Annotated in this window: 11 protein-coding genes and 1 tRNA gene; 6 read left to right on the plus strand and 6 right to left on the minus strand. The window is 67.8% G+C overall.

Annotation, left to right across the window (positions count from 1 at the left end; translation table 11 throughout):
* Positions 1–59: 59 nt before the first annotated feature.
* The 4 genes from rpiA to rnr form a co-directional block, all read right to left on the minus strand.
* Positions 60–755 carry a ribose-5-phosphate isomerase RpiA gene (rpiA, locus tag HWX08_RS21105; RefSeq protein WP_069256519.1) on the minus strand — a complete coding sequence of 232 codons (696 nt, stop codon included), beginning with the start codon at positions 753–755 and terminating at the stop codon, positions 60–62.
* A 91-nt stretch (positions 756–846) separates the two neighbouring features.
* Positions 847–1,719 carry an N-acetylmuramoyl-L-alanine amidase gene (locus tag HWX08_RS21110; protein WP_174921142.1) on the minus strand — a complete coding sequence of 291 codons (873 nt, stop codon included), beginning with the start codon at positions 1,717–1,719 and terminating at the stop codon, positions 847–849.
* A 97-nt stretch (positions 1,720–1,816) separates the two neighbouring features.
* On the minus strand, positions 1,817–2,560 hold the full coding sequence (rlmB, locus tag HWX08_RS21115) for a 23S rRNA (guanosine(2251)-2'-O)-methyltransferase RlmB (RefSeq protein WP_174921141.1): 744 nt from the start codon (positions 2,558–2,560) through the stop codon (positions 1,817–1,819).
* 150 nt (positions 2,561–2,710) lie between these two features.
* Positions 2,711–5,197, minus strand: coding sequence for a ribonuclease R (gene rnr, locus HWX08_RS21120; RefSeq protein WP_174921140.1), 2,487 nt, complete (start codon positions 5,195–5,197; stop codon positions 2,711–2,713).
* Positions 5,198–5,446: 249 nt separating this feature from the next.
* On the opposite strand from rnr, the gene HWX08_RS21125 reads away from it, so the two are divergent.
* The 6 genes from HWX08_RS21125 to HWX08_RS21150 all read left to right on the plus strand — a co-directional run bounded on the left by HWX08_RS21125 (position 5,447) and on the right by HWX08_RS21150 (position 11,990).
* Positions 5,447–5,533, plus strand: a tRNA-Leu gene (locus HWX08_RS21125).
* 496 nt (positions 5,534–6,029) lie between these two features.
* Entirely contained in the window at positions 6,030–7,277 is a 1,248-nt protein-coding gene (locus HWX08_RS21130; protein ID WP_069257989.1) for an ROK family protein, read from the plus strand.
* Positions 7,264–8,817 carry a sugar ABC transporter ATP-binding protein gene (locus tag HWX08_RS21135; protein WP_069256514.1) on the plus strand — a complete coding sequence of 518 codons (1,554 nt, stop codon included), beginning with the start codon at positions 7,264–7,266 and terminating at the stop codon, positions 8,815–8,817. Before HWX08_RS21130 ends, HWX08_RS21135 begins: the two co-directional genes overlap by 14 nt.
* A 37-nt stretch (positions 8,818–8,854) precedes the next feature.
* The gene (locus HWX08_RS21140) at positions 8,855–9,892 is read left to right on the plus strand and encodes an ABC transporter permease subunit (protein ID WP_069256513.1); all 1,038 of its coding nucleotides are present in this window, start codon (positions 8,855–8,857) and stop codon (positions 9,890–9,892) included.
* Positions 9,893–9,978: 86 nt separating this feature from the next.
* On the plus strand, positions 9,979–10,923 hold the full coding sequence (locus tag HWX08_RS21145; protein WP_174921138.1) for an ABC transporter substrate-binding protein: 945 nt from the start codon (positions 9,979–9,981) through the stop codon (positions 10,921–10,923).
* A gap of 131 nt (positions 10,924–11,054) precedes the next feature.
* Positions 11,055–11,990, plus strand: coding sequence for a carbohydrate kinase family protein (locus HWX08_RS21150; protein WP_174921137.1), 936 nt, complete (start codon positions 11,055–11,057; stop codon positions 11,988–11,990).
* Positions 11,991–12,012: 22 nt separating this feature from the next.
* Here HWX08_RS21150 and HWX08_RS21155 read toward each other — a convergent pair whose 3' ends face one another.
* The gene (locus HWX08_RS21155; protein WP_174921136.1) at positions 12,013–13,743 is read right to left on the minus strand and encodes a SulP family inorganic anion transporter; all 1,731 of its coding nucleotides are present in this window, start codon (positions 13,741–13,743) and stop codon (positions 12,013–12,015) included.
* Positions 13,744–13,749: 6 nt separating this feature from the next.
* The gene (locus HWX08_RS21160; protein ID WP_174921135.1) at positions 13,750–14,376 is read right to left on the minus strand and encodes a ParB-like protein; all 627 of its coding nucleotides are present in this window, start codon (positions 14,374–14,376) and stop codon (positions 13,750–13,752) included.
* Positions 14,377–14,385: the final 9 nt, after the last annotated feature.

Below are 14,385 nucleotides of genomic sequence, written 5' to 3' on the forward strand. Positions count from 1 at the left end.
TTAAACATTTAGTCCATTACGACATCCGACATGCCATTACGGACTGCTTGTCATGTCTTTCAATTAGCCGAATAAGCGATCGTTTCCACGCCGCTTTCCGTGCCGAGCAGGCACAGATTCGCGCCGCGTTGCGCGAACAGGCCGACCGTCACGACGCCCGGCCATGCGTTCACCTGCGCTTCGAAACCCCGCGGATCGGCGATCTGCAGCCCCTTCACGTCGATGATCTCGTTGCCGTTGTCGGTGATGTAAGGCGCCCCGTCCTTCGTCACGCGCAGCACGGGCACGCCGCCGAGCGCGGTCACGCGCCGGCCGATCGCCGTGCGCGCCATCGGCACGACTTCGATCGGCAGCGGGAACGCGCCGAGCACCGGCACGCGCTTGCTGGCGTCCGCGATGCAGACGAACGTGTCGGCCACCGAAGCGACGATCTTCTCGCGCGTGAGCGCACCGCCGCCGCCCTTGATCATCGCGCCGCTCGCGTCGATCTCGTCGGCGCCGTCGACGTACACCTGCAGCGCGTCGATCTCGTTCAGGTCGAACACCTTGATGCCGTGCGACTTCAGGCGTTCGGTCGTGGCCACCGAGCTCGACACGGCGCCGCGATACCGCGCCTTGACGACGGCGAGCGCGTCGATGAAGCAGTTGGCGGTCGAGCCGGTGCCGACGCCGATCACCGCGCCTTCCGGCACGTTCTGGATCACGTAGTCGGCGGCGGCCTGGCCGACGAGGCGTTTGAGTTCGTCTTGAGTCATGGAGTGGTCGTGCTGCGGGATTGCGAAAAACCGCCAGTTTACCGGACTCGGATGACGGCCCGGGTTTTTCGGCGTGCGACGCGACGCGGGTTCAGGGCGCGGCCGTCGCGGACGCGTCGTCCGCCGGTTGCGCGCCGGGGAAGTATTTGTCGAGCAACGCCTGCGCGATCGCCTCTGTTTCGGCGTCCGGATTACCTGCGTAGTCGGTCGGCCTGAAATGCATCTGGAACGCCGCGAACACACGTCGCGTGCGTGCGTCGAGCACGCCGTCGGTCGCGACGTCGTAACCGTAGCGCGCAAGCCTGAGCTGCAGTTCGCGCACGTCGACCGGCGCATGCGGATCCCGGCCGCCGAGCCGCGCGGCCACGGTCGCGTCGTCCGGCCACGCGCCGACGCCGGCCCTGGCCAGCGCATGCCACGGAAACAGCGGCCCCGGATCGATCTTGCGTTGCGGCGCGATGTCGCTGTGTCCGACCACGCGCGTCGGCGGAATGCCGTAGCGCGCGACGATGTCCTTCGACAGCCGGATGAGTGCCGCGACCTGTTCGGGCGGATATGGCTGCCAGGTGCGGTTCTGCGGATCGAGCGGGCCGCGGTTCACGTTCTCGATGCCGATCGACACCGCGTTCAGCTCGGTCGTGCCCTGCCACTCGCTGACGCCCGCATGCCACGCGCGCTCGGATTCCGGAACGAGCTGATAGACGACGGGCATTCCGTGCTCGACGCGCGGCTGCGGGGGAATGACGTAATGCACGCTGACCGACGCGCCCGTCAGCGTGCGCAGCGATTTCTGCTCGTCGCTTTCGGTGTAATGCATCACGAGAAAGCGGATGCGCGCATCGGCGCCGCGCGCGTGCAGGCTCGTGTCGGCGTAGTAGGTACCGCGTTCGACGAGCGACGACGACGTACAGGCAGCGAGCAGGCAAAGCACGGCGCAGCATGCGCCAACGCGAAACAGGGTCATTGGTCGCGAACTCCGCAGAGCGGCGTGCCGCATCGGGTCGCGGCACGCGTCGTTCGGATCATGCGAGGCCCGCGCAGGCCGCGCGGACCACGCAGCGTCAGCCCTTCACGCGCCGCTGGCGCACGGCTTCGTACAGGCACACACCGCTTGCGACCGACACGTTCAGGCTTTCCACGCTGCCGGCCATCGGGATGCTCATCACTTCGTCGCAGGTGTCGCGCGTGAGCCGGCGCATGCCTTCCCCTTCCGCACCCATCACGAGCGCGACGGGGCCGTCGAGCCTCGTTTCGTAGAGCGTGGCCGACGCCTCGTCCGACGTGCCGATGATCCACACGCCGGCGTCCTTCAGCTCGCGCAGCGCGCGGGCGAGGTTCGTCACCGTGATGTACGGCACCGTATCGGCCGCGCCGCTCGCCACCTTGGCCGCGGTCGCGTTCAGGCCGACCGCGCGGTCGCGCGGCGCGATCACCGCATGCGCGCCGGCCGAATCGGCGACACGCAGGCACGCGCCGAGGTTGTGCGGATCGGTGACGCCGTCGAGCACCAGCAGCAGCGCGGGCCCCTGGATGCCGTCGAGCAGCTCGGACAGGTTCTGCGCGAGCGGGACGTCCTCGACACGCGCGACGACGCCCTGGTGACGCTCGGTATGGGCGAGGCCCCACAGGCGCGTTTCGTCGGCCGCGATCAGCCGCACGCCCGCTTCCTTCGCGGTGTGCAGGAAGTCCTGCATGCGGCGGTCGCGGCGCGTCTGGTCGTACAGCACCTCCGCAACCGTCGATGCATCGTGCCGCAAACGTGCGGTCACCGCATGAAAACCGTAAAGAACCTTCAGACGTGACATGACTGGAACAACCTTCGATCAAACGTGCGGTCGCGCGATACGCGCAGCCGCGATCCATGGAAAAGGAAAGCGCCGCGTAGCCGGCCGATGGCCGGTGACGCGGCGTCTCTCGATACTGCAGGGCAGGCGCGCGGCGCCCGCCCCGAACGCTCAATACTTCTTGCGAACGTGCGTCTTCTTCGCGGTCGGCTTGGCCGCCGCACCGCCGCCACTACCGCCACTGCCGCCCTTCTTCTTCGCGGCGGCACGCGCGGCGCGCGCTTCCTTCACCGCGACGCTCGGCGCGCTCGCAGCCTTCTTGCGGCGCGGCGCCGGTTCCTCCGCCTGCGGCAGCGCACGCACGCGCGGGCCGTTGCGGTCGATACCGCCGCCGGCGGAAGCCGGTGCGGGCGACGGACGCGGCGCCTTCACCGGCGTATCGCGCACGAGGCGGAAGTCGATCTTGCGTGCGTCGAGATCGACGCGGCTCACCTGCACGCGCACGCGATCCGACAGGCGATAGCGGATGCCCGTGCGCTCGCCGCGCAGCTCGTTCTTGATCTCGTCGTACTGGAAGTAGTCCGAGCCAAGTTCCGTGACGTGCACGAGCCCTTCGATGAAGAGCGTGTCGAGCTGCACGAAGATGCCGAACGACGTGACGCCGTTCACCATCCCGCCGTACTCCTCGCCGAGCTTGTCGCGCATGAAGTAGCACTTGAGCCAGGCTTCGACGTCGCGCGACGCTTCGTCCGCGCGGCGCTCGTTCGCCGAGCAGTGCAGGCCGAGTTCTTCCCAGATCGCCGTGTTCGAGCGCGAACGGCCGCGCGATTCGTCGTCGGCCTGCTGCATCGCACGGGCGCGCGGCGACAGCGCGGTGTTCAGCTCGAAGCCTTCCGGCGCCTTCGGCGTGTACTTCTTGCCCGACAGGATCGCGTAGATCGCGCGGTGCGTGAGCAGGTCAGGATAGCGGCGGATCGGGCTCGTGAAGTGCGCGTACGCCTCGTAGGCGAGACCGAAGTGACCGATGTTGTCCGGGCTGTAGACGGCCTGCTGCATCGAGCGCAGCAGCATCGGCTGCAGCATCTGCGCATCGGGCCGGTCGCGGATCTGCGCCATCAGCGCCGCATAGTCGCTCGCGTGCGGCTTGTCGCCGCCGCCGAGCGACAGGCCCATGCCGCGCAGGAACGCGCGCAGGTTCTCGAGCTTCTCCGGCGTCGGCCCCGCGTGCACGCGGTACAGGCCCGGATGCTTGTTGCGCTTCAGGAAGTCGGCCGCGCAGACGTTCGCGGCCAGCATGCATTCCTCGATCAGCTTGTGCGCATCGTTGCGCTGGCGCGGGACGATCTGTTCGATCTTGCCCTGCGAATTGCAGACGATGTAGGTCTCGGTCGTGTCGAAGTCGATCGCGCCGCGCTTCTGGCGGGCGGTGAACAGCGACTTGTAGACGCCGTACAGATCCTGCAGGTGCGGCAGCAGATCGGCACGACGCGCGGCCTCCGGCCCCTTCGTGTTCGACAGCACGGCCGCGACTTCGGTGTACGTCAGGCGTGCGGCCGAATGGATGACGGCCGGATAGAACTGGTACGCCTTGATCTCTCCGCGCGCGGTGATCACCATGTCGCACGCGAGCACGCAACGGTCAACGTGCGGATTCAGCGAGCACAGGCCGTTCGACAGTTTCTCCGGCAGCATCGGAATCACGCGCCGCGGGAAGTAGACCGACGTGCTGCGTTCGAGCGCGTCGGCATCGAGCCCGCTGCCCGGCTGTACGTAGTGCGATACATCGGCGATCGCGACGATCAGCCGGTAGCCGTCGCCGCGGCCGACCTTGACCGGCTCGCAGTAGACGGCGTCGTCGAAGTCGCGGGCGTCCTCGCCGTCGATCGTCACGAGCGGCACGTCGCGCAGGTCGACGCGGAAACGCAGGTCGCCCGGCCGCACCTTGTCGGGCAGCGCGGCGGCTTCGTCGAGGGCCGGCTGGCTGAATTCGTGCGGCACGCCGTACTTGCGCACCGCGATCTCGATTTCCATGCCCGGGTCGTCGATGTCGCCGAGCACCTCGACGACACGGCCGAGCGGCTGCGAATGACGGCTGGGGAAATCGGTCAGTTCGACGACGACGACCTGACCGACCTTCGCCTTCTTCACGTTCTGCGTGATCAGGATGTCGTGGCCGATGCGCTTGTCTTCCGGTGCGACGATCAGCGCGCCGTTCTCGTTGAGCAGGCGGCCGATCACGCGCTTGTTCGCGCGCTCGGTGACTTCGACGACGTGCCCTTCCGGACGGCCGCGGCGATCGTAGCCGACGATCCGCGCGAGCACGCGGTCGTTGTGCATCACCTTCTGCATTTCGCCGTTCGGCAGGAACAGGTCGTCCTGGCCGTCGTCGCGGATCACGAACCCGTAGCCGTCGCGATGCCCTTGCACGCGCCCGGCGACGAAGTTCGACGGATGGGTCAACTGGTAATGGCCGCGCTTGTCGAGGCGGATCTGGCCGTCGCGCTCCATCGCGGCGACACGCCGGAAGAACCCCTCGCGCTCTTGGCGCTTGATCGACAGTGCTTCGGCGATGTCGTTGGCGGCCAGCGGCGCGTCGCTCGTACGCAGCACGCCGAGAATTTCTTCACGGCTCGGAATGGGGTACGGATATTTGCTCAAGGGTTTGTCGATGATTGTTCTCGTTGCGTTGACTGATGGTGCACGGCATCAACATAGAGGTGTCCTTCAGACAGTTCTATATTGACGGCGGCGGGTCATTCTATCACCCGCGTGTGTCGCCAAATAACGTGAATGGCCCCGGCAGGGGCGGCGGAGCCCGGTTTGAGGTGCATCGCAAAAAAGTGTTGACACGAATAATTGGGGCGCTATAATTTCGCTTCTTTGCAGCAGGCAGCTACTGCAAAACGTGCCCAGGTGGCGGAATTGGTAGACGCACTAGGTTCAGGTCCTAGCGGTGGCAACATCGTGGAGGTTCGAGTCCTCTCCTGGGCACCATCTGTTTTTAAAAAGGTCGGCTTCTAGCCGGCCTTTTTTCATTTCCGGCCCAGGAAGCAAAGCGCCTGCGCGCTTTGCGCGAGGACTCGAAAGGCAGCGCTTGCAAGCGCTGCCGGGGTCGCGCACGTGTGACCGAGTCCTCTCCTGGGCACCACTTGATTTATAAAAAGGTCGGCTTCTAGCCGGCCTTTTTTCATTTCCGGCTCCGGAAATACCTCCTCTTCGCAAGCGAATCAATCACCTCGGCGCAAGCCGGCACAGCATGCCCCGAATCCTGCGACGCCCCATTGCCGCAGGTTCGCACCACACTTGCATAACCTCGCCCTGACGCTCCGTTCCGGTCTCCGCGATCCATCCCCGATTCACCATCCCCGCACTCCCATCGCCTCCAAAACCGGGATTTCCCTAGGCTGACATATCCGCGCTCACGCGGTTAAATAAATCAACGTGATTTATTTAATGCGTCGCCCAGCGATGCGACATGGAAGGAGACGCCATGAGAAGCCCGCACTTCGGCCAGGGCAGCAATTCGGCCAACGTGCGCCGTTACAACGAGCGCCTGCTGCTGAAGACGCTGCGCCGTGCAGGCAGCGCGTCGAAGGCCGACCTCGCCCGCCTCGCGAACATGACGGGCACGGCGGTCGGCAGCATCATCGCGTCGCTCGCCGACGCGAAGCTGATCGAATTCGCGGGCCGCACCGAAGGCCAGCGCGGCCAGCCGGCTTCGTTGATTCGCCTCGACCCGCGCGGCGCGTTCGGCATCGGCGTCCATCTCGACCGGATGCGCATCGAGACGGCGCTCGTCAATTTCGCGGGCGACGTGCTCGGCCGTCGCTCGCACGACACGTTGCTGCCTGCGCCTGCCGACGTGCTCGAGATCGTCCGTCGCGACATCGACGCGATGCAGGCACTCCTCCCCGACCACGACCGCGCCCGCCTGACCGGCATCGGCGTCGCTCAGCCTTACAACCTCGGCGCGTGGATGCGCGAACTCGGCCTTGCCCCCGACACGTTCCGCGCGTGGGAAGACGTCGACTTCGCGAGCGACCTCGGTCGCACGCTGTCGCTGCCCGTCTTCGGCGAAAACGACGGCAACGCGGCCGCGATCGCCGAACTGTTCTACGGGTACGGCCGGCAGTGCGACGACTTCGTCTACCTGTTCATCGGCCCGGCGATCGGCGGCGGCATCGCGATCGACGGCGACTGCCTGCGCGGCGTGACCGGCAATGCCGGCGACATCGCGGTGATTCCGGTGCCGCCGAGCCGGCTGGCGTCCGCGCCGCCACCGCGCGGCCCGTGGGACATCCTGCTCGCACGCGCCTCGCTGCATGCGCTCGTGCGCCACCTGCGCCATCACGGCGAGACGGTCGAGAACCGTGCCGATCTCGAAGCCTGCATCGCGCGCGGCCTGCCGGCCGTCGACGAATGGATCGACGATTGCGTCGACGCGCTGGCGCCGGCATTGCGTGCGGTGCTGTGCGTGGTCGATACGCCGGTAGTCGTGCTCGACGCCGACACCGACGCGGGCCTGCTCGACGCGGTCACGACCCGCCTGCGCGCGGCGCTCGCAGCCACCGCGCCCGAGGCGCGCGGCACGCCGGTGCTCGTGCGCGGCACGTTCGGCGCCGACGCCGGCGCGATCGGCGCCGCCACGCTGCCGATGTATTTCAACTTCTCCCCGCGGGCCGGCATCCTCAAGGGCGCCCGCACCGATTTGCAGGAGGTCCACCATGTCGCGTTCTGAGTCGCCCCGCCCGCTGCTCGAGATGCGCGGGATCAGCAAGACGTTCCCGGCCGTGCGCGCGCTCGACAACGTCAGCCTGACCGTTTATCCGGGCGAGATCCACTCCCTGATGGGCGAGAACGGCGCGGGCAAGTCGACGCTGATGAAGATCCTGTCGGGCGCATACCGCGCCGACGCCGGCGGCGAGATCCTGATCGACGGCCAGCGCATCGACGTCGACGGCCCGCTCGCCGCGCGCGATGCCGGCGTCGCGGTGATCTACCAGGAGCTGTGCCTGTCGCCGAACCTGAGCGTCGCGGAAAACATCTACATCGGCCGCGAACTGCGGCGCGGCAACCGGCGCTGGGGCACGATCGACCGCGCGGCGATGGCGCGCGGCTGCGAGGACGTGCTCGCGCGGCTGGGCGCGTCGTTCGGGCCCGACACGCTCGTCGGCACGCTGTCGATCGCGGAACAACAGCTCGTCGAGATCGCGCGCGCCGTACACACCCGCGCACGCATCCTCGTGATGGACGAGCCGACCACGCCGCTGTCGTCGCGCGAAACCGAGCACCTGTTCCGCCTGATCCGCCAGTTGCGCGAGGAAGGTCTCGCGATCATCTATATCAGCCACCGGATGGCGGAAATCTACGAACTGTCCGATCGCGTGTCGGTGCTGCGCGACGGCGCGTACGTCGGCACGCTCGAACGCGCGTCGCTGTCGGCCGAGCGGCTCGTCGCGATGATGGTCGGCCGCGACATCTCCGGCTTCTACAAGAAGGAACACGCACCGTACGATCCCGGCCACCTGCTGCTGTCGGTGCGTGACGTCGCCGACGGCGCGCGCGTGCGCGGCTGCAGCCTCGACCTGCACGCGGGCGAAGTGCTCGGCATCGCAGGGCTCGTCGGCGCAGGCCGCACCGAACTCGCACGGCTGATCTTCGGCGCGGAGCCGCGCGTGCGCGGCGACGTGAAGGTGGGCGACCGCACGTTCGGCGCGCACTCGCCGCGAGACGCGATCGACGCCGGCCTCGTCTACCTGACCGAAGACCGCAAGCGCCAGGGCCTGTTCCTCGACATGAGCGTGCGCGACAACATCAACATCTCGGTCTGCAGCCGCGATGCACGGCTCGGCGCGCTCGACCTCGCGCGCGGCGCCGAACGCGCGCGCGACGCGATCACGTCGCTGTCGATCCGCGTTCCGCACGCGAACGTCAACGTCGGCGCGCTGTCCGGCGGCAACCAGCAGAAAGTGCTGCTGTCGCGGCTGCTCGAGACGAAACCGCGCGTGCTGATCCTCGACGAGCCGACGCGCGGCGTCGACATCGGCGCGAAATCCGAAATCTACCGGATCATCAACGAGCTGGCCCGTGCCGGCGTCGGTGTGATCGTGATCTCGAGCGAACTGCCGGAGATCATCGGCGTGGCCGATCGCGTGCTCGTGATGCGCGAAGGCGAAATCGCCGGAGAACTCGGCGGCTACACGCAGACGCCCATCACGCAGGAAGCCATCATTGCGCTCGCGACCGGCTCGCAGGCCGAACTCGCCGACGCGCACTGAGCCCTTTTCATTTCTTTTTTACTTTCAGGTTACCGAAATGATCAACCCGACCAAGCAGCGGAACCTCGCTTCCGCGACGGCCCATCCGGTCGCCAACCGTACGCCCCTGATGCGCGGCGCCGATCATCGCGCCCGCATGCAGTCGCTGATCCGCACCGCCGGCATGCTGCCGGTGCTGCTGGTGCTGTGCATCGGCTTCGGCTTCCTGACCGACGGCTTCTTCACGCTGCAGAACCTGTCGATCGTCACGCAGCAGGCGTCGATCAACATCGTGCTCGCCGCCGGCATGACCTTCGTGATCCTGACGGGCGGCATCGACCTGTCGGTCGGCTCGGTGCTCGCCGCCGCGGCCGTCGCGGCGCTGCTCGCGTCGACGATCCCCGGCTGGGGCTGGCTCGGCGTGCCGTTCGCGCTCGCCGTCGGCCTCGTGTTCGGCGCGATCAACGGCGGCCTGATCTCGTTCCTGCGCCTGCCGCCGTTCATCGTTACGCTCGGCGCGATGACGGCCGTGCGCGGCGTCGCCCGCCTGATCGGCAACGACACGACCGTGTTCAACCCGCAGCTGCCGTTCGCGTTCATCGGCAACGGCTCGATCCTCGGCGTGCCATGGCTCGTCGTGATCGCGTGTGCGGTGATCGCGATCTCGTGGTTCATCCTGCGCCGCACGGTGCTCGGGATGCGTATCTATTCGGTCGGCGGCAATCCGGAAGCCGCGCGCCTGTCGGGCATCAACGTGCGGGCGATCCAGATGTTCGTGTATGCGGCGTCGGGCCTGCTCGCGGGCCTCGGCGCGGTGATGTCGGCCGCGCGGCTCTATGCGGCCAACGGCCTGCAGCTCGGCCAGTCGTACGAGCTCGATGCGATCGCCGCGGTGATCCTCGGCGGCACGAGCTTCGTCGGCGGCGTCGGTTCGATCGTCGGCACGCTGATCGGCGCGCTGATCATCGCGGTGCTGACCAACGGCCTCGTGCTGCTCGGCGTGTCCGACATCTGGCAGTACATCATCAAGGGGCTCGTGATCATCGGCGCGGTCGCGCTCGACCGCTATCGCCAGCGCGACTCGGCCCGTACCTGATACCCGTCCCTCACCGTTCAACCATCGGGGCGCAGGCAGGTCCTCCTGCGCCCGTTCGCCAACAGACCTCACGGAGACACAACGACATGTTCAAGCACACCGCCGCCCTGACCGCCGTCGCCTGCGCACTCGCCTTCGGCGCAGCCGCCGCCCACGCAGCCGACAAGCCGCTGAAATCGATCGGCGTCACGGTCGGGTCGCTCGGCAATCCGTATTTCGTCACGATCGTGAAAGGCGCCGAAGCGCGCGCGAAACAGCTCAACCCGAACGCGAAGGTCACGGCCGTGTCGGCCGACTACGACCTGAACAAGCAGTTCACGCAGATCGACAACTTCATCTCCGCGCACGTCGACATGATCCTGCTCAACGCCACCGACCCGAAGGCGATCGAGCCGGCGGTGAAGAAGGCGCAGGCGGCCGGCATCACGGTCGTCGCGGTCGACGTCGCGGCGGCCGGTGCGAACGCGACCGTGCAGACCAACAACGTGAAGGCCGGCGAGTTGGCATGCGACTACATCGTGAAGAAACTCAACGGCAAGGGTAATGTGATCATCGAGAACGGTCCGCAGGTGTCGGCCGTGATCGATCGCGTCAACGGCTGCAAGTCCGTGCTCGCGAAGAACGCGGGCATCAAGCTGCTGTCGAGCGACCAGGACGGCAAAGGCTCGCGCGAAGGCGGGATGAATGCGATGCAGGGCTACCTGACGCGCTTTCCGAAGCTCGATGCGGTGTTCACGATCAACGACCCGCAGGCGATCGGCAGCGATCTCGCCGCGAAACAGCTGAACCGTCCGGGCATCGTGATCACGTCGGTCGACGGTGCGCCCGACATCGAGGTCGCGCTCAAGTCCAACACGCTCGTGCAGGCGTCATCGAGCCAGGACCCGTGGGCGATGGCGCAGCAGGCTGTCAACGTCGGCTACGGGATCATGAACGGCCAGAAGCCGGCCAACCCGATGATTCTGATCGAACCGGCACTCATCACGCGTGACAACGTGAAGACCTACAAGGGCTGGAGCACGCCGCGCTGAGCGCGCCGCCCGTCCCGGCGCACACCGGGCAGTGCCGGGCCGCGTCGCCGCATGCGACGGCCCGCGCCGCCCGCCTTTTCCGGATCAACCGCAGCAAGGCCGCGCACAACCCCGCGGCACAGGGTTCAGACATGACGACGACGTTCCCCCGCCTGATCGTATTCGGCGAAGCACTGACTGATTTCATCCGCGACGACGCGCATCACTGGCACAGCGTCGCCGGCGGCTCATGCTGGAACGTTGCGCGCGTCGGTGCGCGACTCGGCGTGCCGACGGCCTTCGCCGGCACGGTCAGCCGCGACACCTTCGGCGACGAGCTGATGCGCAAGAGCGCCGACGCGGGGCTCGACCTGCGCTTCATCCGGCAGGTCGATCGCGCGCCGCTGCTCGCGATGGTCGTGTCGAAACAGCCGCCGCACTATTTCTTCATCGGCGAAAACAGCGCCGATCTCGCGTTCGATCCGGCGGACCTGCCCGACGGCGCGCTCGACGCGGCCGAGATCGTGCACGTCGGCTCGCTCGGCGTCGTGCGCGAGCCGCTCGCGGGCCGCCTGATCGAAGTGGCGCAAGCCGCGCGGGCAGCCGGCAAGCGGATCTCGTTCGACCCGAACTTCCGCGCGCCGATGGCCGCGCCGTCGTATCGCGACACGCTGCGCCGGCTGGCCGGGCTCGCCGACTGGATCAAGGTATCCGACGAAGATCTGCGCGGGCTGTTTCCCGAACTCGACGAAGCCGCCGCGCTCGCGCAACTGCGCACGTGGGCGCCCGACGCGACGATGCTCGTCACGCGCGGCGCAGCCGGCATGCAGCTCCTGCACCGCGACACCGTGCTATTCCAGCCCGCGTTCCCGACGGACGTGGCCGACACCGTCGGCTGCGGCGATGCGAGCATCGGCGGCTGGCTCGCGAGCCAGCTTGCGCGTCCCGGCGCGTCGGCCGACGAACATCTGCGCTACGCAGCCGCGTGCGCGGCGGTCGCCTGCGCGCATGCGGGCGCGTATGCGCCGACGGCGGCCGAAGTGGCCGGCATGATCGCGCGCTCGACCGACACCGCGGTCGCGCAGTAGCGCGCGCCGGCGCGCCGCCGCGTCATGCGGCGGTCGCGGCGGCGCTGCCGTCCGGCGGCATCCCGGCCTGCAGCAGTTGCAGGCTCTCGTCGACGCTCAGTTCGGACATCGCATCGTCGGGCAGCGTATCGTCCGCCGCGCGACGCAACGCATGCAGCGCGTGCACCTTGAGCCGCACGATCGCGAGCCGCAACCCGCGCGCCGTGCATTCGGCCGCGAACGTGCGCAACGATTCGATCGTCGTGCTGTCGACGTCCGGCGTTTCCTCGAGGCTCAGCATCACGGTATGCGTGCCCGGCGCGGCCTTCATCAGCGCCCGCACGCGGTTCAGCATCCGGTCGGCATTCGCGAAGAACAGCTGCGCCTCCGGCCGCACGATCAGCACGCCCGGCACCGGCTTCGCATCGGCGTGGCTCGCCACGTCGACGAAGTCGTGACTGTCGCGCAGCCGGCCGAGCACGCTGACGTTCGGCTCGGACAGCTTGCGCAGCGTCAGCAGCAGGCTCACGCCGATCGCCGCGAGCAATCCGTGCAGCACGCCGAGCACGAGCACCGCGAGCAGCGCGGCGATCACGACGAGCCGGTCGCGACGCCAGGCCCAGTACGGCCGGAATACCGACGGATGCAGCGAATGACTGACCGCGAAGATCACGATCGCCGCGAGCACCGGCTCCGGTATGCGCGCAAGCTGCGGCAGCAGCAGCCAGACGATCAGCGCGACCACGCCCGCCGCCCACAGGCCGGCAAAACGCGACTGCGCACCGGCCGCTTCGTTCGCCGAGGTCGCCGAGTAGCCGGCGCCGACCGGCATCCCGTGCAGCAGGCCCGATACGAGGTTCGCGCAGCCGAGCGCGACGAGGTCGCGGTTCGGCGACACGCTGTCGCCATGCTTGAGCGCGAAGTTGCGGATCGATCCGTACGACTCTGCGTACAGGATCAGCATCAGCGCGAACGCCAGTTCGACAGTCTGCATCCACGCGTTGCGGTCGAGGCTCGGCAGGCCGAACGCGATATGCGAGAAATCGATATGGCCGACGATCGCGATCCCGTATCGCTGCCAGTCGATCGCATAGCCGGCCGCGATCGACAGCACGATCACGACGAGCGTCGCGGGCACGCGCGCGCTTCGCCCGAGCGCGAACAGCAGCGCCAGTGCGATCGCACCGAGCACGACGCTCGCGAGATCCGCATGCGGCGCGCCGGCGATCAGGTCGAGCGCGACGTGCGGCGCATCGCTGTGATGCACGGAAATCGCGAGAATCTTCGGCAACTGCTTGATGACGATCGTCAGTGCGAGGCCGAACGTGAAGCCGCGCAGCACCGGCCGCGCGACGAAATCCGACATGCCGCCGAGCCGCGCGGCGCCTGCCAGGATGAACAGCACGCCCGTCATCGCGACGAGCGCCGCCGCAAGCGCGAGTTGCGCGGCGAGCGCCATCCCCGACTCCGCGAGCACGGTCGCCGCGAGCACGGCGGCCGACGACGACGTCGACGACACGATCGCGAAACGGCTGCTGCCGGTGAGCGCATAGACGACGAGCCCCGACAGCAACGCGATGAGACCGGCCTGCGGCGGCAAGTTGGCCAGCCCCGCATAGGCGACCGCCTCGGGGATCAGCAGGCCCGCGATCGACAGGCCGGCCAGCGCATCGAGACCGATGCGCCGCGTGGGCGGCGGCGGGGCCGCGTCGTGCACGGCGAAATGGTCGGCATGCTGGGGGCCGGCATCGGGGCGGACCGGGGCGGTCGTCATGCGGAATCAGGGCTTGGCGGCGATGACGCCCGACCAGCCGGGCAGATAGCGTGCATCCTGGTCGTGCGCGCGATGCAGCGCGATATCGAGCGCCTTCGCGAAGTTCTTGCGGATCTGGTCCAGCGACACGTGCTGGCGCAGGTAGTCGGCCCACAGGAATTCGCTGAACGGCGTCGCGTCCTTCGCATAGCCGCCCGCCGTGCGCAGCTCGCCGGCGAGGCTGCGGTACGGATCGTCGACGAGGCCCGTGAGCGCCTTCGGCAGATTCGCGTAGTCGCGGCGCGTGCCGTCCGCGCCGAACGGATGCACCCACTGGTTGTGTTCCATCATCCGCCAGAAGATCGTGTCGTCGAGCCACGACAGGTCCTTCAGCAGCATCGCGTTCACGCGCAACTCACCTTCCTCGATCAGCGCGAGGCCGAGATGGTGGTGATCGGTGATGTAGTGCAGCCCGTCCGGGCCGAGTACCGCCGGGAACCAGTGCGATTCGATCGCGGCCTTGCGCGCGCGCTTGCCGAGCGTTTTCCAGTGCTTGCGCTTCGCCTTGACTTCGCGATAGCCGACCGTCATCTGCGTGGGACGCAGTTCTTCGAGCTTGACGGGAATCAGGTGAACATCGTTGCCCAGTGCCATGGTGGTATC

This window comes from Burkholderia metallica (assembly GCF_902832845.1).
GTDB classification, from domain to species: Bacteria; Pseudomonadota; Gammaproteobacteria; order Burkholderiales; family Burkholderiaceae; genus Burkholderia; species Burkholderia metallica.